16 protein-coding genes are annotated in these 19,922 nt (G+C 77.1%); 7 read left to right on the forward strand and 9 right to left on the reverse strand.

From position 1 onward, the window contains the following. A partial coding sequence (locus AAHH18_RS06675) for an ABC transporter ATP-binding protein (protein ID WP_343301051.1) occupies window positions 1-502 on the reverse strand: 502 nt, incomplete at its 3' end. A gap of 271 nt (window positions 503-773) precedes the next feature. On the opposite strand from AAHH18_RS06675, the gene AAHH18_RS06680 reads away from it, so the two are divergent. Continuing rightward, the gene (locus AAHH18_RS06680; protein ID WP_343301052.1) at window positions 774-1,211 is read left to right on the forward strand and encodes a hypothetical protein; all 438 of its coding nucleotides are present in this window, start codon (window positions 774-776) and stop codon (window positions 1,209-1,211) included. 91 nt (window positions 1,212-1,302) lie between these two features. On the opposite strand, the gene AAHH18_RS06685 is transcribed toward AAHH18_RS06680, so the two are convergent. The 5 genes from AAHH18_RS06685 to AAHH18_RS06705 form a co-directional block, all read right to left on the reverse strand. Continuing rightward, complete coding sequence (locus tag AAHH18_RS06685) at window positions 1,303-4,434, reverse strand: SMC family ATPase (protein ID WP_343301053.1); 3,132 nt, start codon at window positions 4,432-4,434, stop codon at window positions 1,303-1,305. Beyond that, window positions 4,434-5,621 carry an exonuclease SbcCD subunit D gene (locus AAHH18_RS06690; RefSeq protein ID WP_343301054.1) on the reverse strand — a complete coding sequence of 396 codons (1,188 nt, stop codon included), beginning with the start codon at window positions 5,619-5,621 and terminating at the stop codon, window positions 4,434-4,436. Before AAHH18_RS06690 ends, AAHH18_RS06685 begins: the two co-directional genes overlap by 1 nt. Before the next feature lie 102 nt (window positions 5,622-5,723). Continuing rightward, window positions 5,724-6,074 (reverse strand): STAS domain-containing protein, encoded by a 351-nt coding sequence (locus AAHH18_RS06695; RefSeq protein ID WP_283318637.1) that lies wholly within the window; start codon window positions 6,072-6,074, stop codon window positions 5,724-5,726. 195 nt (window positions 6,075-6,269) lie between these two features. After that, complete coding sequence (locus tag AAHH18_RS06700; RefSeq protein ID WP_343301055.1) at window positions 6,270-6,803, reverse strand: aminoacyl-tRNA deacylase; 534 nt, start codon at window positions 6,801-6,803, stop codon at window positions 6,270-6,272. Between the two features lie 10 nt (window positions 6,804-6,813). Continuing rightward, on the reverse strand, window positions 6,814-8,490 hold the full coding sequence (locus AAHH18_RS06705; protein WP_343301056.1) for an ABC-F family ATP-binding cassette domain-containing protein: 1,677 nt from the start codon (window positions 8,488-8,490) through the stop codon (window positions 6,814-6,816). A gap of 209 nt (window positions 8,491-8,699) precedes the next feature. Between AAHH18_RS06705 and hrpA the strand changes: the two genes are divergently transcribed. The 3 genes from hrpA (at window position 8,700) to AAHH18_RS06720 (ending at window position 14,804) form a co-directional block, all read left to right on the forward strand. Then, window positions 8,700-13,160: an ATP-dependent RNA helicase HrpA gene (gene hrpA, locus AAHH18_RS06710; RefSeq protein ID WP_343301057.1), complete on the forward strand. Its 4,461-nt coding sequence runs from the start codon at window positions 8,700-8,702 to the stop codon at window positions 13,158-13,160. A gap of 136 nt (window positions 13,161-13,296) precedes the next feature. After that, entirely contained in the window at window positions 13,297-13,854 is a 558-nt protein-coding gene (locus AAHH18_RS06715) for an RNA polymerase sigma factor (RefSeq protein ID WP_343301058.1), read from the forward strand. Further along, entirely contained in the window at window positions 13,851-14,804 is a 954-nt protein-coding gene (locus AAHH18_RS06720; RefSeq protein WP_343301059.1) for a CU044_5270 family protein, read from the forward strand. Before AAHH18_RS06715 ends, AAHH18_RS06720 begins: the two co-directional genes overlap by 4 nt. 54 nt (window positions 14,805-14,858) lie before the next feature. Here AAHH18_RS06720 and AAHH18_RS06725 read toward each other — a convergent pair whose 3' ends face one another. Then, complete coding sequence (locus AAHH18_RS06725) at window positions 14,859-16,247, reverse strand: MFS transporter (protein WP_343301060.1); 1,389 nt, start codon at window positions 16,245-16,247, stop codon at window positions 14,859-14,861. 241 nt (window positions 16,248-16,488) lie between these two features. Here AAHH18_RS06725 and AAHH18_RS06730 point away from each other — a divergent pair, with 241 nt between their 5' ends. The 3 genes from AAHH18_RS06730 to AAHH18_RS06740 are packed head-to-tail and all read left to right on the forward strand — an operon-like array spanning window position 16,489 to window position 17,973. Then, complete coding sequence (locus AAHH18_RS06730; RefSeq protein ID WP_343301061.1) at window positions 16,489-17,106, forward strand: DNA-3-methyladenine glycosylase I; 618 nt, start codon at window positions 16,489-16,491, stop codon at window positions 17,104-17,106. A 4-nt stretch (window positions 17,107-17,110) separates the two neighbouring features. Further along, window positions 17,111-17,596, forward strand: a complete 486-nt coding sequence (locus tag AAHH18_RS06735) for a hypothetical protein (protein ID WP_343301062.1) — start codon at window positions 17,111-17,113, stop codon at window positions 17,594-17,596. Between the two features lie 53 nt (window positions 17,597-17,649). Further along, the gene (locus AAHH18_RS06740) at window positions 17,650-17,973 is read left to right on the forward strand and encodes a helix-turn-helix domain-containing protein (protein WP_343301063.1); all 324 of its coding nucleotides are present in this window, start codon (window positions 17,650-17,652) and stop codon (window positions 17,971-17,973) included. 12 nt (window positions 17,974-17,985) lie between these two features. On the opposite strand, the gene AAHH18_RS06745 is transcribed toward AAHH18_RS06740, so the two are convergent. Further along, complete coding sequence (locus tag AAHH18_RS06745; RefSeq protein WP_343301064.1) at window positions 17,986-18,915, reverse strand: SMP-30/gluconolactonase/LRE family protein; 930 nt, start codon at window positions 18,913-18,915, stop codon at window positions 17,986-17,988. 67 nt (window positions 18,916-18,982) lie between these two features. Continuing rightward, entirely contained in the window at window positions 18,983-19,906 is a 924-nt protein-coding gene (locus AAHH18_RS06750) for a dihydrodipicolinate synthase family protein (RefSeq protein ID WP_343301065.1), read from the reverse strand. Window positions 19,907-19,922 lie beyond the last annotated feature (16 nt).

Consider the following 19,922-nt stretch of genomic DNA (forward strand, 5'->3'; position numbering starts at 1 on the left):
CCGCCGGGCGGGAGACGAGGGCGCGCGCGCAGGCGACGCGCTGCTGCTGGCCGCCGGAGAGCTCGGTGGGCTTGTGGTCCAGGCGGTCCGCGAGGCCCACGGCCTGCACGACCGCGTCGAGGTGCGCACGGTCGACCGGGCGGCGGGCGATGTCGAGCGGCAGCGTGATGTTCTCGAGGGCCGTGAGCGTCGGCACCAGGTTGAACGCCTGGAACACGAACCCGAGCCGGTCGCGGCGCAGGCGGGTGAGCTGGCGCTCGTTCATCGCGCTGACCTCGAGGCCGTCGACGACGACCGAGCCCGCGTTCGCGCGGTCCAGGCCGGCCATGCAGTGCATGAGGGTGGACTTGCCGGAGCCGGACGGCCCCATGATCGCCGTGAGCTCGCCCCGGGCGAAGTCCACGTCGACGCCCGCGAGGGCGTGCACGGCGGTGTCGCCCGATCCGTAGGTCTTCACCAGACCGCGGGCACTCGCGATCGGCGTGGCGTCGGTGGAAGTCATGATCTCCAGTTCCTGTGTGTCGGATGTCAGCAGGACGATCGTGGCCCGGGTGGTGGTGCGGGGGGCATCCGGGACCACCCTGGTCCACCCCTGACCGACCCCCGGGAGATCGGGGCCGCGACCCTGAGTGTGCAGGTCAGGAGGGTGCGGGGACTGGGTCGGAGGGCCCGCGCCGCGTGCCGCGGTGGCCCGCCCCGCGGGCGCGACCGACCCCGGACACAGTGTGGCGCACGTCACAGCGGACGCCTAGGCTGGTGGGCGGGGTGCTCCGATGCCGTGGTCCCTGCTGTTCTGGTTGCTCGCGCCGTCGCTGGCGTTCGTCGTCGTGCTCGCGCTCGTGCCCGGCGGCGAGCCGTCGCCCCGGCGGCGGGCGGTGCAGGCGCGCCTGCGGGCGGGCATCGCCGGACAGCTCGACCGGGTCGCCGCGCGGGTCCGGCACGGGCGCGCGGTGCCGCCCCCGGACCCGTTCGACGCGCTGCACGTGCAGCTGCGGCTGGGCATCGTGACGCAGCACCTGCAGCGGCTGGAGGCCGACCCGCACGCCTGGGCGCGCGCGGAGCGGATCATCGCGAGCCAGCTCGCGTACGACGCCCTGCTCGCGGACGCGTGCCGGCTGGCGGGGGTCGAGGTGCTCCCGCGCGCGAAGGGCGACCCGTGGGAGCGGATGCGCGAGGAGGTCGAGCTGGCGGCCCGCGGCTGGACGTGGTGACCGACGACCGGTGCGGCGGGGCCGTGGACAGCCCCGCCGCACCGTCCCGGGCGCCGCGCCGCCCCGGGGACCGACGGCACGGCCGGGCGGCTCAGCCCGCGACGACCGTGAGCGTGCTCGAGCCGTCGGGTCGGCGGCGCACCTCGATCCGTTCGGCCACCGCCTGCTTGAGGGTCTCCACGTGCGACACGACGCCGACGACCCGGCCGCCGGCACGCAGCCTGCCGAGCTCGGCGAGGACGGCGTCGAGCGTGTGCGGGTCGAGGGTGCCGAAGCCCTCGTCGATGAACAGGGTGCCGAGCTCGACCCCCCCGGCCTCGGCCGTGACGACGTCCGCCATGCCGAGCGCGAGGCACAGCGAGACGTAGAACGTCTCGCCGCCCGACAGCGTCCGCGGGTCCCGGGCCGACCCCGTGGTGTGGTCGACGACGCGCATCGCGAGGCCGGTGCGGCGGCTGCGGACGTCCTCCCGCTCGTCGGACCGCTCCAGCTCGTAGCGACCGTCGGACATCTCGCGGAGCCGCTCGTTGGCCGCGGCCACGACGTCCTCGAACCGGCGGACCAGCACGTACGTGGCGAGGGAGAGGGCGGCGGCGTTGTCGGCGTCGGTGCCACCGGCGAGGCGGGCCATCCGCAGCACGGGAGCGGCGTCGCGCTCCGCGGCCGACAGGGACGCGACCCCCTCGGTGACACGGTCGGCCGCCTCGGTGGCGCGGTCGAGGCGGTCGCGGACCGACCCGTGGGCGGCACCGGCCGCGTCGGCCGTCGCGAGCGCCTCCGCGAGGGCGGACTCGAGCTCCGCCAGCCGGATCGCCAGCGCGTCCGGCCCCTCGTCCCCGAGGTCGGCGAGCTCGGGGTCGCGCAACCCCTCCTCGACGAGCGCGACGGCGGTGCGGTGCGCCTCGACGGCCCGCTCGACCGCCGCGACGTCCCCCGAGGCGGCGACGGCCGCGCGGGCCACGTCCTCCGCGGTCGCCCCGGCAGCCGACCCCGGCCTCGCAGCCGACCCCGCGGCGGCCACGAACCCGTGCTCCGCGAGCAGCAGGCGGAGCTCCGCCTCGCGGTCCGCCGCGACCCGGCGCGCCTGGGCGTGCCGTGCCAGGGCGTCGCGCACGGCGTCCGCGGCGTCGACGCGCGCCTGCTCCGCTCCCTGCCGCGCGACGACCGTCGGGTGGCCGGCGCGGGCCTCCGCGACCTCGGCGGTGTCCCGGTCGAGCTCCTCCTGCGCACGGGTGAGCGCGTGCGCCGCCTCCGCGAGCTCGTCGGCGAGGCGGGACCGGCCCGCGCGCAGCTCCTCGGTGACACGGTCGTGGTCGGCCAGGGCATCCCGGAGCCGGTCGCGCGTCCCGGCGGCGGCGCGCGCCTCCGCGAGGAGGGTTCGACGGCGCCCGACCTCGTCCTCCGCGTGCCGCTGCAGCGCCGCGAGGTCCCGCAGGGAGGTCGTGGCGCCGACCCGCTCCCGCAGCGCCGCGCAGCGCTCGGTCAGCGCGACGACGGCCGCGTCGCGCTCCCGCACATCCGCCTCCGCGGCCCGGCGGCGCTCCTCCGCGGCGGCGACGTCCTCCTCGCGCACGTGGTCCGCGCCGAGCGGCGCGGGTCGGGGGTGCTCCGCCGCGCCGCACACCGGGCACGGCTCGCCGTCCGTGAGCCCGGCGGCGAGCTCGCCGGCGAAGCCCTCGAGCCGGGCGGTCCGCAGGCGCGCCTCCTCCTGGACCGCGACCCCGGCCACGGCGGCTGCGCCCGCGCGCTGCCGGGTCGCCTCCGCGAGCTCCCCCTCGGCCGCCCGCAGGTCGCGCACGGCGGCGAGCACCGCCTCGGCGTCCGCGACGTCACGGGCGCGCGCGGGCTCGGTCGCGGCGAGCGCGGTCGCGTCGTCCAGCTCGACGAGCAGCGCCTCCCGTTCGGCCGGACGGGCGGCGAGCACGTCGTCGGCATCGGCGATCGCCTGCTCGCGCGCCGCCTGGCGCTCGCGCAGGCGGTCGAGCTCCCGGCGGCGGGCCGGCAGCCCGTCCTCCAGGGCGACGACCCGCCGCAGCGTCGCGACGACCGCGGCCCCGGCGTCGCGCTCCGTGGCGAGGGAGTCCGGCAGCGTGGCGTCGGCCAGGGCGACATCGGTGTCCGCGGGCGCCAGCCCCTCCGGTGCGGCGTCGAGCGCGGCGCGCAGCTCCTTCTCGGCGCCCGCGGACGCCGCCCGGGCCTCGTCGAGCCCGCGCAGCGCCGGCCGCACGACCGCCGCGCGGCGGGCCCGGTCGAGCCGCTGCAGGTCCTCCGCGTGCCGGCCGGCCGCGGCGGCGAGCCGCTCCTGCTCGACCTCCAGCGAGGTACGGCGCCGGACGAGCCGCAGCCGCCGCGCCGCCTCGTCGGTGGCGGCACGGACGGTCGCCGCGCGCCTGCCGGCGGACCGGGCGGCCTCCTCCGCGGCCGCGGCTCCCGCGCGGAGCACGTCCAGCCGCTCCGCCACCAGCGCGGACACCGCCGCCGGGTCCTCCGCGGCCGCGGTGCGCAGGTCGGCGACGCCCTCGTCGTCCGCGCCGGACGCACCCGCGAACCGGGCGGCGGACTCCTGGACCCGGGCGCGCGCGTCCGCGACGGCCCGGGAGGCCTCGCGCCCGAGCTCCTGGAGGCGCTGCTGCAGGCGGTCGTAGACCTCCGTGCCGAAGATCCGCTGCAGGAGGCCGCGGCGCTGCTCGGGGTCGGCCCGCAGGAACGCCGCGAACTCGCCCTGCGGCAGCACCATGGTCTGGACGAACTGCGCGCGGTCGAGGCCGACCACCCGCGCGAGCTCGGCCCCGGCCTCGTCCAGCCGGGTCGACAGGAGCTCCCCGTCCGCGTCGTCCGGCACGCCCGAGGCCGGCACCGCCGTCAGCCGCCAGAGCTTGACCGTCGCCTGCTGGCGCACGGTGCCGGAGCCGCGGCGCTTCGGCCGGTCGTACGCGGGAGTGCGCCGCACGCGGTAGACGCCCGCCCCGGTCTCGAGCACCAGGTCGACCACCGTCTCGACGTCCTCCGCCGCGAACGCGGAGCGGAGCCGGTCCTCGCTCGCGGCGGCGGAGGCGACCTTGCCGTACAGCGCGAACACGACGGCGTCGATGACGGTCGACTTGCCGGCGCCGGTGGGGCCCTCCAGCAGGAACAGCCCGCCCGCGGACAGGGCGGCGAAGTCAACCGTGTGCCGACCGGCGAACGGTCCGACGGCCTGCAGCGTGAGGGTGTGCAGCCGCATCAGGCGCTCCGCTCCGCCGCGACCGCGTCCTCGTACGCGCGCCGCAGCACGGCAGCCTCGGCGCCGGTCGGCGGCGCGCCCGTCACGTGCGCCACGAACTCGGCTGCGACCTCGAGCGGGTCCCTGGCCGCCGTCACCTCGCCCGCCGTGCCCGCCGCGGCGCGCGCGGGCGGACGGTGCTGCACGACGAGGGCGTGCGGGAACCGGCCGCGCACGCGGGCGTAGAGGTCGGCCGGCCGGTGGTCGTCCGTGACCGTGACGCGCACCCAGTCGTCCACGTGGGGCTCGCCCGCCTCGCCGAGCAGGTCCGCGAGCGTGCCGGTGACGTCCGCGAGCCGGCGCGGCACCGGGGCCGGGACCAGGCGCACCCGCACCGGCCCCTCGGGCGCGAGGTCCACCAGCGCGGTCGACTTGGTGTGGCGTGCCTCCGAGAACGAGTACGCCAGCGGCGACCCGGCGTACCGCAGCACCGTGCGGGCGTCCGCGTCCCCCACCCGCTGCGGGCCGTGCAGGTGCCCGAGCGCGACGTAGTCGACTCCGTCGAACACCGCCGTGGGCGCGTGGTCGACGCCCCCGACGCGGATGTCCCGCTCGGACTCGCTGGCGGCACCCCCGACGACGAAGGCGTGCGCCAGCACCACCGAGCGCGGCGCGGTGCGGCCCGCGGCCAGGGCGTCGGCGGTGCGCGCGGCCAGGTCGGCCCGCACCCGGTCCATCGCCGCGCCGAGCACCGCCGCGTGCGACCGCGCGAGCGGCTCGTCCCCGGGCGCGAGCGTGCGGCGGGCGGCGTCGGGGTCGAGGTACGGCAGGCCGTAGACGAGCACGTCGCCGTCCGGCGACGGGAGCACGACGGGCCGACCGACCTGGTCGGCCCGCGCCACCACGCGGACGCGCTCGGTCAGCAGGTCCGAGCCGAAGCCCAGGCGGACGGCGGAGTCGTGGTTGCCCGGGGTCAGCACGACGACCGCGTGCTCCGCGAGCCGGGCCAGCGCCGCGGAGAGCTGCGCGACCGACTCGACCGGGGGGATCGCCCGGTCGTAGACGTCGCCCGCGACGAGCACGGCGTCGACCTGCTCGTCGCGCACCACCTCGACCAGGTGGTCGAGGAACACCTGCTGGTGCGCCGTCAGGTCGACCCCGTGCAGGGTCCGCCCGAGGTGCCAGTCGGAGGTGTGGAGCAGGCGCATGCGTCGAACGTAGCCGCGGGCACCCACACCGGTCGCCAGGCACCCCGTCGCCTGTGGAGGGACGGCGTGGCGGCGGGGTGGGGAGGAGTCGCCGCCTCCCCGTCAGGCGACGGCGGGCTGGTCCTCGATCTCCAGCTCACCCGACATGCCGAGCAGCTCCAGCTTCTCCAGCACCTCGCGCCCCGGGTCGCGCAGCGTGAGCCGCTGACCCGTCTCGGAGGCGGCCAGGTGGAGCTGCAGCACGAACGCCAGGCCGGACGAGTCGATGAACGTCACCCCGGAGGCGTCGACGACGATGGGCGCGGTGCTCGCCAGCGCCTGCGCCATCGACGCGCTGGCCTCCGCGCGCAGGGCGCCGTCGACCTCCCCCCACAGCCGGACCACCGTGCGCCCGTGCGCGGCTGTCACCCCGATGCCCCCCAGGGGGCCGGTGGGATCCTCGGTCAGGTCCATCTGTCCTCGTCTTCTCGTCGTCGGGGCCGCGGAGATCATTCACCGGCGGGGCCGGCGGCGCACCCGCTGGCGCCACGCGGCCGTCCCGGCCGCTCCGCGTGCGGCCACGCCCAGGTGAACGCACGTACGGGCGCGGAAAGTTCCCCGCCCTGGGGCAACGGTTGACCCGGACTTGACCGGGCCGCCGCGGAACCGTCAGCCGCGGTCCTCCGGCGCGCGATCCGTGACGTCCGCCACGGTCGCGCCGAGCACCCGCACCAGGTCGTCGCCGTCGAGCGTCGCGCCCACCCCGTGGCCGCCCCCGCCGATCGAGACCGTGCGGCCGGCCACGCGCGCGTCCGCGACCACCGGCCAGGCACGCAGGGACCCGAACGGCGTGATCGTCCCGCGCTCGTAGCCCGTGACGTCCCGGGCCGTCGCCGCGTCCGGCATCGACATCCGGCTGATGCCGAGCAGCGCCCGGAGCTTCGGCCAGGAGATCGCGCGGTCGCCGGGCACCAGGACGAACAGGAAGTCGTCGTCGCCGCGGCGGACGACGAGCGTCTTGACGATCCCCGCCGGCTCGACGCCGCGCGCCGCGGCCGCCTCGGCCAGCGACCCGACGCGCCCGTGCCGCACGAGGGTGTGCGGGACGCCCGCGTCGGCCAGCGCCTGCGCCGCGCGGCGCTCGCCCTCCGTCGCGGGGGCCGCGTCCGCGCCGTCGCCGGCCGGGGTGTCGCTCTGCGTCATGCCCGCCACCCTACGAGGGTCCTCCGACACGGAGCCCGCCGTCCTCGACGCCCACCGTCGTGCCGTGCCACGTCCGGCGCAGCCACCGGTCGTGGGACGCCACGACCACGGCCCCGGGCGCGGACCGCAGGGCGTCGGCCAGCTCGTCCGCGAGCGCCAGGGAGATGTGGTTGGTCGGCTCGTCGAGCAGCAGCACGTCGGGGGCCTGCGCGACGAGCAGCGCGAGCACGACCCGCCGCCGCTGCCCCACCGACAGCTCGCGCAGCGGACGGTCCGCGTCCCGGGGCGCCACCAGCCCGAGCTCGACGAGCGGCACGGCTCCGGCGACGCCCTCCGCCACCAGGCTGTAGACGTCCCGGGGCGTGCGCGGGTCGTCCGCGAGGCCCACGTCCTGCTCGAGCAGCGCCACGCGGGCCCCGCGGGCGCGGTGCACCGAGCCGCGCTCCGGCACGAGGTCGCCCGCGAGCAGGTGGAGCAGGGTCGACTTGCCGGAGCCGTTCGGTCCGGTGACGAGCAGCGCGGTGTCCCGGTGCACGTCGAGCGCCCCGACGGACAGCCGTCCGGGCACCTCGGCGCCCCGCACCGCCAGCACCGTCCCGTCCCGGCGGGCCGCGGCCGTGAGCGTCCCCCGGAACGCCAGCCCGCGCGGCGGCCGCCGCACCGGCGCCGCCTCGATCTCGTCCAGCCGGCGGCGGGCGTCCCGCACCCGGCGGGACACCTGGTGCGCGACCCGGTCGCCGTAGCGCCCGTAGGCCATCTTGTTCCGGTCCGTCATCGCCCGGCCGGGCGCGACCGCGCGGGCCGAGCCGTCACCCGCGAGGGACGCCCGCAGCGCCGCGACCTCCTCGCGCTCGGCCTCCCAGCGCTCCTGCCACTGCCGGCGGGCGACCCGCTGGGCCTCCCGGTAGTCCGAGAACCGCCCGCCGACCACGCGCGGGCCGCCGGGCACCGGGTCGAGGTCGAGCACCTCGGTGCCGACCTCGTCGAGGAACACCCGGTCGTGGCTCGCGAGCACCACGGCGCCCGGCAGCTCCACCAGGGCCGCCGCGAGGAACTCGGCCGCCGCGTCGTCCAGGTGGTTCGTCGGCTCGTCCAGCAGCACGGCGCCCGGGCGGCGGACCAGCACCGCCCCGAGCGCCAGCCGGCTCCGCTCGCCGCCGGACAGCGTGCCGCTGGGCCGGTCCGGGTCGACGCCGCCGAGCCCGAGACCCGCGAGCACGCGCTGCGCCCGGGCGTCGGCGTCCCAGACGTCGGCGGCCTGCGCGCGGGCGAGCGCCAGGTCGTACGCCGCCTCCGCCGCCGGGCCGGCGCCGGGGTCGCCGAGCGCCGCCGCCGTCCGCTCCAGGTCGGCCCCGAGCGCGCGGACCGCCGCGAGCGCGTCCTCGACCACGTCGTGGACGGTCGCCCCCGGCCCGAACGGCGGCTCCTGGTGCAGGTACGCCAGGTCGGCGGGCCGGGACACGGTGCCGGCGTCGGGGCGGTCCGCGCCGGCGAGCAGCCGCAGCAGCGTGGACTTGCCCGCGCCGTTCTCGCCGACGACGGCCAGGCGGTGGCCGGGGTCCACGGAGAGGCTCACGTCCGTGAGGACGCGGCGGTCGCCGAGCACGCGGGAGACGCCGACGGCGCGCAGCACGGGCGTGCGGGACGACGCAGGGGACGCGGGGACGGAGCTGCCGGGTACCGGCACGGGATCACCACCAGCGGCGCGGCCGCGCGGACGGGCGCGGGCCGACGCGAGTCGAGGGACGGGACTCGGGGCCGCTCAGATCCACATGGCGACGACCCTAGGCGGGCGCACCGCACGGGGTCGAGGCCTTTTCCGTCCGCCGCGCCCACCGATCGCCCTGCGCGAATCGGATCGCGCCCGGCCGCCGCGAGCGGTGACAATGGTGCGCCGTGACTGACGCCGACCCCGCCTCCCCCGCACCCGCCCCCCGGCGGCGCGGTCGGCGACCCGGGCGGGGGCGCGGCGGGAGCCGCCCGGCGGCCGGAGCACCCGCGGCACCTGCAGCGGCCGGCGCGCCCGCGGGTCCCGACCAGCGGCAGCCGGCGGGCGGGCCCCGGGGCGCGGGCGCGCACGGGCGCCGGGGCGGTGCGGGCCGCGGACGGCGTCTCGCCGCCCTCGCGGACGCTCGCCGCGCCGTCGTCCTGCCGCCGGTCACCTACCCGGAGCAGCTCCCCGTCTCGGCGCGGCGCTCCGAGATCGCCGCCGCGATCCGGGACCACCAGGTCGTGATCGTCGCGGGCGAGACCGGGTCCGGGAAGACCACCCAGCTCCCGAAGATCGCGCTGGAGCTCGGGCGCGGCCGGGACGGGCAGATCGGGCACACGCAGCCCCGGCGGATCGCCGCCCGCACGGTCGCGGAGCGCATCGCCGACGAGCTGGGGACGACCATCGGCGAGCTGGTCGGCTACCAGGTGCGGTTCACCGACGAGTCGTCGGACCGGACGCTCGTCAAGGTGATGACGGACGGCATCCTGCTGGCGCAGATCCAGCGGGACCCGGAGCTGCGCCAGTACGACACGCTCATCATCGACGAGGCCCACGAGCGCTCGCTGAACATCGACTTCGTCCTCGGGTACCTCGCGCAGCTGCTGCCGCGGCGCCCGGACCTCAAGGTGGTCATCACCTCCGCGACGATCGACTCGGCGCGGTTCGCGGCCCACTTCGCCGGCCCGGCGACGCCGGAGCACCCCGAGGGCGCGCCCGCGCCGGTCGTCGAGGTCACCGGGCGCACCTACCCCGTGGAGGTCCGGTACCGGCCGCTGTCCCCCGACCGGCCCACCGACGACCCGGACGACGCCCCGGCCCGGCGTACCGCGCCCGCGGCGAGGGACGCCGCCAGGGACGAGGACCGCGACCTCATGACGGCGATCTGCGAGGCCGTCGACGAGCTCGCCGCCGAGGGGCCCGGCGACGTGCTGGTGTTCCTGTCCGGCGAGCGCGAGATCCGCGACGCCGAGGAGGCGCTGCGGGGGCACCTCGGCCCGCGGGTGCAGGACGCGCGGCGCCCCGACGCGGTCGAGCTGCTGCCGCTGTACGGCCGGCTGTCCGCCGCCGAGCAGCACCGGGTGTTCCAGGCGCACGGCACCCGCCGCGTCGTGCTCGCCACCAACGTCGCCGAGACGTCGCTGACCGTGCCCGGCATCCGCTACGTCGTCGACCCCGGGACCGCCCGCATCTCGCGGTACTCCAAGGCCACGAAGGTGCAGCGGCTGCCCATCGAGCCGATCTCGCAGGCGTCGGCGAACCAGCGGTCCGGGCGCTGCGGGCGCGTCGCCGACGGCATCGCGATCCGGCTGTACTCCGAGGAGGACTACGCCTCCCGCCCGCGGTTCACGGAGCCGGAGATCCTGCGGACGTCGCTGGCGTCCGTGATCCTGCAGATGATCGCGGTCGGCGTCGCGGCCGGGCCGGACGACGTGGCGTCGTTCCCGTTCGTCGACCCGCCGGACGTGCGGGCCGTCCGCGACGGCGTGCAGCTGCTCACGGAGCTCGGCGCGCTCGAGGCCGGGCCGTCGGGCACCCGCCTCACGGACACCGGGCGGGCGCTCGCCCAGCTCCCGATGGACCCGCGGCTGGCGCGCATGATCGTCGAGGGCGGCCGGCGGGGCGTCGCGCGCGAGGTGATGGTCGTGGCCGCCGCGCTGTCGATCCAGGACCCGCGCGAGCGCCCCGTCGAGCAGCGCGCCCAGGCGGACCAGGCCCACGCCCGGTTCGCCGACCCGACGTCGGACTTCCTCACCTACCTCAACCTGTGGCAGTACGTCCGCGACGCGCAGCGCGACCTGTCGGGCTCGGCGTTCCGGCGGCTGTGCCGGTCGGAGTACCTCAACTGGCTGCGGCTGCGCGAGTGGCAGGACGTGGTGACGCAGCTCAAGGAGCTCGCGAAGCCGCTCGGCATCACCGTGAACCCCCCGCGCCGCACCGACCGCGACCTGTCCGCCGGGTCGGCCGACCACGAGGACCCGGCGACCGCCGCGCGCGGCTCGCTGCGCCTGGAGTGGGACGCGGACCGCATCCACGTGGCGCTGCTGTCCGGCCTGCTGTCGCAGATCGGGATGCAGGAGGCGTCCGACCTGTCGGGCGGCGCCCCGCAGCGCGGCCGGGGCCGGGACGGCGGGCGCGCACCCGACCGGCGCGGCCGCAACGAGTACCTCGGCGCGCGGGGGGCGCGGTTCGCGATCTTCCCCGGCTCGGCGCTCGCCAAGAAGCCGCCGGCGTGGGTGATGGCCGGCGAGCTCGTCGAGACCTCCCGGCTGTGGGCGCGGGACGCCGCGCGGATCCAGCCCGAGTGGGCCGAGGAGCTCGCCGGGCACCTGGTGAAGCGGTCGTACTCGGAGCCGTCGTGGTCCTCCAAGCAGGGCGCCGCCATGGCCCTGGAGCGCGTCATGCTCTACGGCGTCCCGATCGTCACCGGGCGGCGGGTGCTGTTCGGGAAGGTGGACGCCGAGCACGCGCGCGAGCTGTTCATCCGGCACGCCCTGGTCGAGGGCGACTGGACGACGCACCACGCGTTCTTCGCGGAGAACCGCCGGCTGCTCGACGAGGCGGAGGACCTGGAGGCGCGGTCGCGGCGGCGCGGGCTCGTGGTGGACGACGACGCGCTGTTCGACTTCTACGACGAGCGGATCCCCGACGACGTGGTGTCCGCGCGGCACTTCGACCAGTGGTGGAAGGGCGCCCGGCGTCAGGACCCCGACCTGCTGACGTTCACGCGCGAGCTGCTCGTCACCGAGGACGCCGACGCCGGCATCGAGGGGTCGTTCCCGTCCACGTGGCCGCAGGGCGACCTGGAGCTGCCGCTGACCTACCAGTTCCAGCCCGGGACCGACGCGGACGGCGTGACCGTCCACGTGCCGCTCGTGGCGCTCGCCCGCGTGCAGCCCGACGGGTTCGACTGGATGGTGCCCGGCCTGCGCGAGGAGCTGGTGACCGCCACGATCCGCGCGCTGCCCAAGCCGGTGCGCGTCCAGCTGGTCCCCGCCCCGGACGTGGCGCGGGACGTCGTCGCGTGGTTCGACGCGCACACCGCCTCCTGGGCGGACACCGTGCGCGCCGGGGACGCGGCGCCCTCGTTCCGGGCCACGTTCCGGCAGGCCGTCCGGGCGCTGCGGGACGTGGAGGTGCCCGAGGACGCCGTGGACGAGGACCGGCTGCCGCCGCACCTGCGCATGACGTTCCGCGTGGTCGACGACCGGGGGCGGGTCGTCGACGAGGGCAAGGACCTCGCGGTGCTGCAGCGCCGGCTCGCGGCCCGGACGCAGGACGCCGTCAGCACGGCGGTGCGGTCGGCGGTGCGCGACGCGATGGCCGACGCGGCACGCGGCGACGGCGACCGCGGCGGGCGCGACCGCGGGCGGACGGCACCCCGGCCGGCCGCGCCCGTACCCGGAGCGCCCCCCGCCGGACGCCCCGCCCCCGCCGCGCTGCCCGGGTTCGACGCCGGGGACCTGTCCACGTGGCCGGACGGCCTGCCCGGCGGCGAGCTGCCCGAGCGCGTCGAGACCACCGACCCCAGCGGCCTCACCGTCCGCGGCTACCCGGCGCTCGTCGAGCACGGCCGCGGCCCGGCCGCCACCGTCCGCGTCGAGGTGCTGGCCGACGCCGGCGAGCAGGCGCTGCGGCACCGCGCCGGGCTGCGCCGCCTGCTGCTGCGCGACGTCGGCCTGGCGACCGCCCGGATCACCAGCCGGTGGACCGGCGCGCAGGCGCTCGCGCTCGCCGCCAGCCCCTACCCGAGCACCGAGGCCCTCGTCACCGACGTGCAGCTCGCCGCCGTCGACCGCCTGCTCACCGAGCACCTCGCCGGCCGGCCCGCCACGTCCGTCCGCACCGCGGCGGCGTACGCCGAGGCCCGCGCGGTCGTCCGGGACCGCCTGGAGGACGCCGCCCACCGCGTCGTCGGGGACGTCGTCGCCGTGCTCGGCGCGGCACGGGACCTCGACGCGGCGGTTCGCGGCACGCGGTCGCTCGCCCTGCTCGGCACCGTGCGCGACGTGCAGGCCCAGGCCGAGACGCTCGTGCACGACGGGTTCGTCGCCGAGACCGGCGCCGACCGGTTGCCCCACGTCACCCGCTACCTGCGTGCCGCCGCCCACCGGCTCGACAAGGCGGGCGCCAACCCGGCCCGCGACGAGCAGCTCGCCTGGCAGGTGCGCGACCTCGAGCAGCTGCTCGGCCAGACCCGCGCCCGCGTGACCTCCCGGACCCCGGTGCCCGCGGACCTCGCCGCGCTGGAGGACGCCCGGTGGCTGGTCGAGGAGCTGCGGGTCAGCCTGTTCGCGCAGCAGCTCGGCACGCCGGTGCCGGTGAGCGAGAAGCGGATCCGGAAGGCCCTCGCGGCGCTGGGCTGAGCGCGGGCGCTGAGCCGAGCGCGGCGGCCTGCCGCCCGGCCGTGGCACCCCCGGGCGACCCGCCAGACCTCGCCGACGCCGCCGCGCCCGTGGTGCGCCTCTGCAACGCTGAGCGCGCCGCGGGCATAGGAGGGGCATGGAGGACGCACAGAGCGACGCCGACCTGCTGGCCCGCGCCCGGACCCACCCCGAGATCCTGGGGGTGCTCTACGAGCGGCACGCGGTGGCGGTGCACCGCTACCTCAGCCGCCGCGTGGGGAGCGGACCGGCCGACGACCTGCTGGGGGAGGTGTTCCTCGCCGCGGTCGAGGCGCGGCTGCGCGTGCACCCGCACCCCAGCGGCTCGGCGCTGCCGTGGCTCTACGGCATCGCGGCGAACACGGTCCGCACCCACCTGCGGCGCCGGCCGGGGTGGACCCCCGCCCTGGCCGACGACGTCGACTGGGATGCCGTGGACGACCGGGTGGACGCCGTCGCCAGACGAGGAGAGCTCCGCGCCGCCCTGGGCACCCTCAGCTCCGAGGACCGCCAGATCGTCCTGCTCGTCGCCTGGGACGGGCTCACGCCCGCCGAGGCCGCCGACGCCCTGGGCATCAGCCCCGTGGCGGCCCGCAGCCGCCTGCACCGCGCCCGCAGCCGCGCTCAGGCCGCCCTCGCCACCCTCGCACCGACCGGACAGGAGACACGCCGATGAGCCTCGACGCGCTGCTCACCAGCACCGCCGCCGCGACCGACCCCGACCCCGCGGTGCTCGCGGCCGCCCGGACGCTGCTCGACGACCGCACGCGTACCGCGCAGGCGGTCGTGCTCCTGCACCGCCGCCGTGCCCGTCGCCGCCGCCTCGGGCTCACCGTCACCGGCGTGGCCGCCGCCGCCGCGCTGGTCCTGGTGCCCCTGGCGCTGGACGGGACCACGCCCGAGGCCGAGGCGGCCGAGGTCCTGGTCGCCGCCGGCGCCGCCGCGGCGGCCCAGCCGGACGAGGTCGGGGACGCGCCGTACTGGCACACCGTGTCGATCCACGCCGGCCGGGGCGCCGGGCAGGACCCGGGGCCGGCCGGGACCGAGCACCGCCGGGAGGTCTGGAACGCGCGCGTGGAGCCCGGCCTGATCCAGGACGACCTCCTCGGCCCGGACCCGGTCGGCACGGGGGCCGCGTCGTTCCCGGTCGGGGGGGCGACCGTCGACTGGGACGGCCTGAAGGCGCTCCCGACGGACCCGGTGGCGCTGCGGGAGCTGCTGACCGAGGGCCAGCCCGAGAACTCGCGCACCCTCGACAACCTGCTGCTCGACCAGATCACGTCCCTGCTGGTGGAGAGCCCCGCCCCTCCCGCGCTGCGCGGCGCGCTGTGGCAGATCGCGTCGCAGCTCGACGGCGTGCGGCTGGTGGGGGACGTCACCGACGCCGCGGGCCGCCCGGGTGTGGCGCTCGAGCAGACGCTCGCCGTCGGGGACGGGACCAGCGTGCACCGGCTCGTCGTCGACCCGGACTCGGGCACGCTCCTGGAGCGCACCGAGTCCTACGACGGGCCGGGCACCGCGGCCGACACCTGGTACCGGTCGACCTACCTCGAGCAGGGCCCGGCCGACGCGCTGCCCGTCCAGCCGCAGCTGCCGGCAGGGTGCACGTCGTTCGACCGGTGCTGACAGCAGGGTGGCTCCGCCCCGGGCCCACGTGCCGGGGGCGGAGCGGCCGCCGCGTCAGCCCTCGTGCGACGCCCGCGTGTAGTCCTGGTCCTTCGTCTCCCGCGTGAGGAGCAGCGCCACGAGCGTCAGCACCGCGGCGCCCGACAGGTACAGGCCGACCAGCCACGTGCCGCCGTCCGCCAGGCCCCACAGGGCGAGCGCGACGATCGGCGCGAGCGCGGCGCCGAGGATCGACGACACGTTGTAGGCCACCGCGGAGCCGGTGTACCGGACGTTCGTGGGGAACAGCTCGGGCAGCAGCGCGCCCATCGGCCCGAACGTCGCGCCCATCAGCGTGAAGCCGAGGACGAGGAACGCCTGCACGAGCGCCCCGGTGAACACCTGGTCCTCGCGCAGCGGCAGGAACAGCGCGAACGTCAGCCCGAACGCGATGATCCCGGAGGTCACCCAGATGAGCAGCCGCCGGCGTCCGATCCGGTCGGCCAGCGGCCCGGAGAGCAGCGTGAAGACGCCGAAGAACACGACCCCGAGGATCTGCATGAGCACGAAGTGCACGTACGGGATGCCCAGGCCGCCGGGCTCGCCGTCCTCCGGGGCGACGGCGCGGGTGCCGTAGGTCAGCGTGAAGTTCGTCATCAGGTAGAACAGCACGTAGGTCGCCAGCATGATGAACGTGCCGAGCAGGGTCTCGCGCCAGTGGAACCGCAGCGTCGTGCCGAGGGGCAGCTTGGTCAGCCGGCCCTTCTTCTCGGCGGTCGTGAACGCCTCGGACTCCACCAGGCGCAGCCGCACCCACAGGCCGATGACGACCATGACGGCCGAGAACAGGAACGGGATCCGCCAGCCCCAGGCCATGAACGCCTCGGACCCCTCGCCCAGCAGGCCGTTGATCGCGAGGAACAGGCCGTTCGCGATGATGAAGCCGAGCGGCGCCCCGAGCTGCGGGAACGTCCCGTACCAGGCGCGCTTGCCGGCGGGCGCGTTCTCGGTGGCGACCAGGGCGGCGCCGGACCACTCGCCGCCGAGCGCGAAGCCCTGGGCGAGCCGCAGCACCAGCAGCGCGACGGTGGCGCCGATGCCGATGTGGCCGAACGTGGGGAGCACGCCGATGAGGAAGGTCGCGATGCCCATCGTCAGCAGCGAGTAGACCAGCGTGGTCTTGCGCCCGCGACGGTCCCCGAGGTGGCCGAAGAACACGGCGCCGACCGGGCGGGCGACCATCGCGGCGCCGAACACCGCGAACGACGCGAGCAGCGCGGTGGTGTCGTTGCCGGTCGGGAAGAACAGCTTCGGGAACACGAGGACCGCGGCCGTCGCGTAGACGTAGAAGTCGTAGAACTCGATCGTGGTGCCCACGAGGCTCGCCGCGATGACGCGGGAGGGCGAGTTGAGCGGCCGGGACGCACCCGGCGGCGTGCTGGTGGCGGCGGTGGTGGCAGACATGCGGTGACGACTCCTCGACGGTCCGGGTGGCGCGGACCACCGGCGGTCGTCGGGGCGCTCCGGGGTCGGCTCGCGGGACGGTCGGTGCTCCAGCGCCCGAGCGACCTTACGCCGTCTCACGTGTCAGACAAGCCGTGTCCACATCGTGGTGGGAGGTCGTCCGACCGTCCACAGGCCCCGCGGAGGTGCGGCCTGGGGACCACCACCGCCGGGTGTCGGGCCGTTGCGGCAGAGTGTCGGCATGACGAGCAGCGACGCCACCGACGCCCCCACCACCACGACCAGCGGCCCCGTCGGCCGCCGCTGCTTCGGCGACGGCGACCCCCTGTACGAGCGCTACCACGACGAGGAGTGGGGCGTCCCCGTGCACGGCGAGCGCGAGCTGTTCGAGCGGATGACGCTCGAGGCGTTCCAGTCGGGCCTGTCGTGGATCACGATCCTGCGCCGGCGCGAGGGGTTCCGGGAGGCGTTCGCGGGGTTCGACCCGGCCGTCGTCGCGGGCTACGACGAGCACGACGTCGAGCGGCTCATGGCCGACACCGGCATCATCCGGAACCACGCGAAGATCACGGCGGCCGTCGCCAACGCCCAGGCGCTGCTGGACCTGCACGACCGCGGGCTGGGGCTCGACGAGCTGTTCTGGTCCGCGGCTCCGCTCGCCGGCACCCGGCCCCGCCCGCGCACGTTCGCCGACGTGCCGGCGTCCACCGCGGAGTCCGCCGCGCTGGCCAAGGAGCTCAAGCGGCAGGGGTTCCGGTTCATCGGGCCGACGACGGCCTACGCCGCCATGCAGGCCTGCGGGATCGTCGACGACCACCTGGCCGACTGCCCCGTCGCGCTCGCCCGCACCGTGGGGTGAGGACGTGTCCCGGGGCGCCGACGGTGGGACCTGGTCACCGGGACCGGAGGCCGCGCCGCGGTGGCAGGTCGACGTCTGGCGGGACGACCGCTCCGGTGAGGCGCCGTTCGAGAAGTGGTTCCGGCGGGCGGACCCGTACGTCCAGGCGGTCGTCGACGCCGTGATCACCGAGGTGGTCGAGCCTCACGGGATCGACCTGCTGGGGACGCCCTGGTGCACGGGGCTCGGCGACGGCCTGTACGAGATCCGCATCCGCCAGTCGCTGAACGCGGTCCGTGGGAGGGCCGGTCCTGACGGCGCCCGCCGCCCCGGGGCCGACCGGGGCGGTCGCCGCCCGGTCCTCCTCCGCCTCTTCGTGACGTTCCACGGTGAGCGCGTGGTCCTGCTCCTGCACGCGTACGACAAGGGCCGGGACCCGTCGGAGAGGCGCCAGCGCCGCGAGATCGCGCGGGCACGCCGCCACCTCGCGACCTGGCGGACGTCAGGTTGACGACGCTATGTGCTTCAACACATGATGGGTGGAGACCGATCGGAGGAGGCACCGTGGCCACGACCCCCTACCGCCGGATCGCCGGCGACGTGCGGTCCGAGTGGGACCAGGACGTCCGTGACGCCGCGGCGCGCGCCGGGGAGGAGCTCCGGACCCGGCTCGCGGCCGAGCAGCGCCTCGGCGCCGAGCTCGCGGAGCTGCGGCACGCCCGGGGCCTCAGCCAGTCCGCCCTCGCGGAGCGCGCCTCGGTCCAGCAGGCCGACGTCAGCCGCATCGAGCGCGGCCTCGGCAACCCGACGCGCGACACGCTCGTCCGTCTCGCGGACGCCCTCGGGGCGCGCCTCACCCTGGAGCCCCGAGCCGACACCGCGGAGTGAGGACGCGCCGCCTCAGCCCTCCCCGAACTCCCGCACCGGGAGCCCGTCCACCGCCACGTCGACGCCGAGCACCGCCCCCGCGAGCGGGTCGCCGTCCGCGTGCGCGGTCGTCACGTACGCCCGCCCCGTGCCCGGCGCCCCGAAGCCGAGGCACGTCACCCGCGCCGTCGGCACCCGCACCGCCCCGCGGGGCGTGCCGTCCGGCCCGAACCGCAGCACCGCGCCCCCGCCGTACAGCGCCACCCACAGGCACCCGTCCGCGTCGACGGTGGTGCCGTCCGGCATCGGGCCGTCCGACGCGAACGCCAGGAACGGCTCCCACGCGCCGACCGTGCCCGCCGCCACGTCGAACGGGGCCCGGAAGACGGTCCGGGTCGCCGAGTCCGTGAGGTACAGCGTCGAGCCGTCGGGGCTCCACGCGACGCCGTTGCCGCACCCGACGCCGGTGACGACCGCGGTGACGTCGAGCGCCCCGTCAGCGCCCGCCGCGACGCGGTAGACCGTCCCCTCGCCCGTGGAGCCGTCGCGCGGCATCGTGGCGACCCACAGCCGCCCCGCGCCGTCGCACGCGCCGTCGTTGAACCGGTAGTCCCCCGGCATGGTCCCCGGCCGGGTGAGCGGGCCGAGCGTCGTCCCGTCGTGCACGCCGAGGCCGTCGGCCGTCGCGAGCAGCAGGCCGCCCCGGGCCGGCCACGCGACCGAGACCTGCGAGGGCACGCTGACCACCTCGTCGCGCGCGTGGTCGCCGCCGGCCCAGCGGTGCACGCTGCGCGCGTCGATGTCGACCCAGACCAGGGAGCCGTCGCGCGCGTCCAGCAGGGGGCGTTCGCCGAGCCGGGCGCGGACCTCGCCGAGCACCACCGCCTCCGGCGCGTCCGGGGGGACCAGCTCCGCGGCGTCGATCCGGCGGTCGGGCAGGGGCACGGTGCGCAGGTCGGTCACCTCACGCAGCCTCGCACGACGCGGGAACGCCCGCGCGTCCCGGCGGGCCGTGTCGCAGCCGCGCGCGTCACGCCGCGCGGCCCGACAGCGTCCGGGTGCGCAGCAGGTCGAACAGCCGGTCCACCTCGTCGCGGGTCTCGGGGTCGAGCACGAACCCGTGCGGCGCCCGCGCGTCGGTGCGCTCGAGGACGCCCTGCCGCACCAGGAGGTGCTTCTCGACCGCCACGAACACGTCGATGGAGGTCTGCAGCGCGACGAGGGCGGACAGGGGCCCGCTGATCTCGTACGCGGCGTCCCAGCGGCCGGCCTCGACGAGCTCCCAGAGGCGGACGATCGCCCACGTCACCTCGGACCCCGGCATGGTGCCGACGATCCCGCGGCGGTAGGAGTCGACCAGGGCGGCGCCGCCGGTGCCCTCGAACACCCGGGCGCGCCCGCCCGTCGCCTCCCGCAGCAGCGTCAGCCGCTGGCCGATCGGCGCGGCCTCGGGCTTGAAGTACACGCGGTCGCCGTACCGGTCGAGCAGCCGCATCTGCAGCTCGATCGACAGCGACCGGCCCACGTACCCGGACGCGTCCTGCACCACGACGCCCAGCCCGGTGGCCTCGACGATCGCCGAGTAGTACCCGAACAGCGCGTCGTCGCCGAGCTGCACGGTGATCGGCGGGATGGCCATGACGGCGTCGGCGCCGACCGACTCGGCGTGCCGCGCGGCGGCCACCGCGCCGAACGTCGACTCGGCGCCGCAGCTCACCACGGACAGCGCCCCGCGGGCGCGCGCCTGCTCGGCCACGACCTCGGCGAGCCGCGCGCACTCGGTGGACGTCATGCGCAGGATCTCGCTGACCATCCCGGTCGTGACGCCGTGGGCGCCCTGGTCGACCACCCAGTCGACCTCGCGGCGCAGCGCGGCCTCGTCGACGGTCCCGTCGGCGGCGAACGGTGTCTGGACGACCGGCAGGACGCCGGCCAGGGGCCGCGGTGCGGACATCGGGTCTCCTCGGTGA

Origin of the sequence: Cellulomonas olei (assembly GCF_039548315.1) — a bacterium.
Classification (GTDB): Bacteria; Actinomycetota; Actinomycetes; order Actinomycetales; family Cellulomonadaceae; genus Cellulomonas.

Bases quoted from the DNA above. Each gene is read 5' to 3' on its own strand.
- AAHH18_RS06700 (WP_343301055.1), bottom strand. From the start codon at position 6,803: ATGACGCAGAGCGACACCCCGGCCGGCGACGGCGCGGACGCGGCCCCC.
- AAHH18_RS06690 (WP_343301054.1), bottom strand. From the start codon at position 5,621: ATGCGCCTGCTCCACACCTCCGACTGGCACCTCGGGCGGACCCTGCAC.
- AAHH18_RS06750 (WP_343301065.1), bottom strand. From the start codon at position 19,906: ATGTCCGCACCGCGGCCCCTGGCCGGCGTCCTGCCGGTCGTCCAGACA.
- AAHH18_RS06695 (WP_283318637.1), bottom strand. From the start codon at position 6,074: ATGGACCTGACCGAGGATCCCACCGGCCCCCTGGGGGGCATCGGGGTG.
- AAHH18_RS06730 (WP_343301061.1), top strand. From the start codon at position 16,489: ATGACGAGCAGCGACGCCACCGACGCCCCCACCACCACGACCAGCGGC.
- AAHH18_RS06715 (WP_343301058.1), top strand. From the start codon at position 13,297: ATGGAGGACGCACAGAGCGACGCCGACCTGCTGGCCCGCGCCCGGACC.
- AAHH18_RS06725 (WP_343301060.1), bottom strand. From the start codon at position 16,247: ATGTCTGCCACCACCGCCGCCACCAGCACGCCGCCGGGTGCGTCCCGG.
- AAHH18_RS06680 (WP_343301052.1), top strand. From the start codon at position 774: ATGCCGTGGTCCCTGCTGTTCTGGTTGCTCGCGCCGTCGCTGGCGTTC.
- AAHH18_RS06720 (WP_343301059.1), top strand. From the start codon at position 13,851: ATGAGCCTCGACGCGCTGCTCACCAGCACCGCCGCCGCGACCGACCCC.
- AAHH18_RS06685 (WP_343301053.1), bottom strand. From the start codon at position 4,434: ATGCGGCTGCACACCCTCACGCTGCAGGCCGTCGGACCGTTCGCCGGT.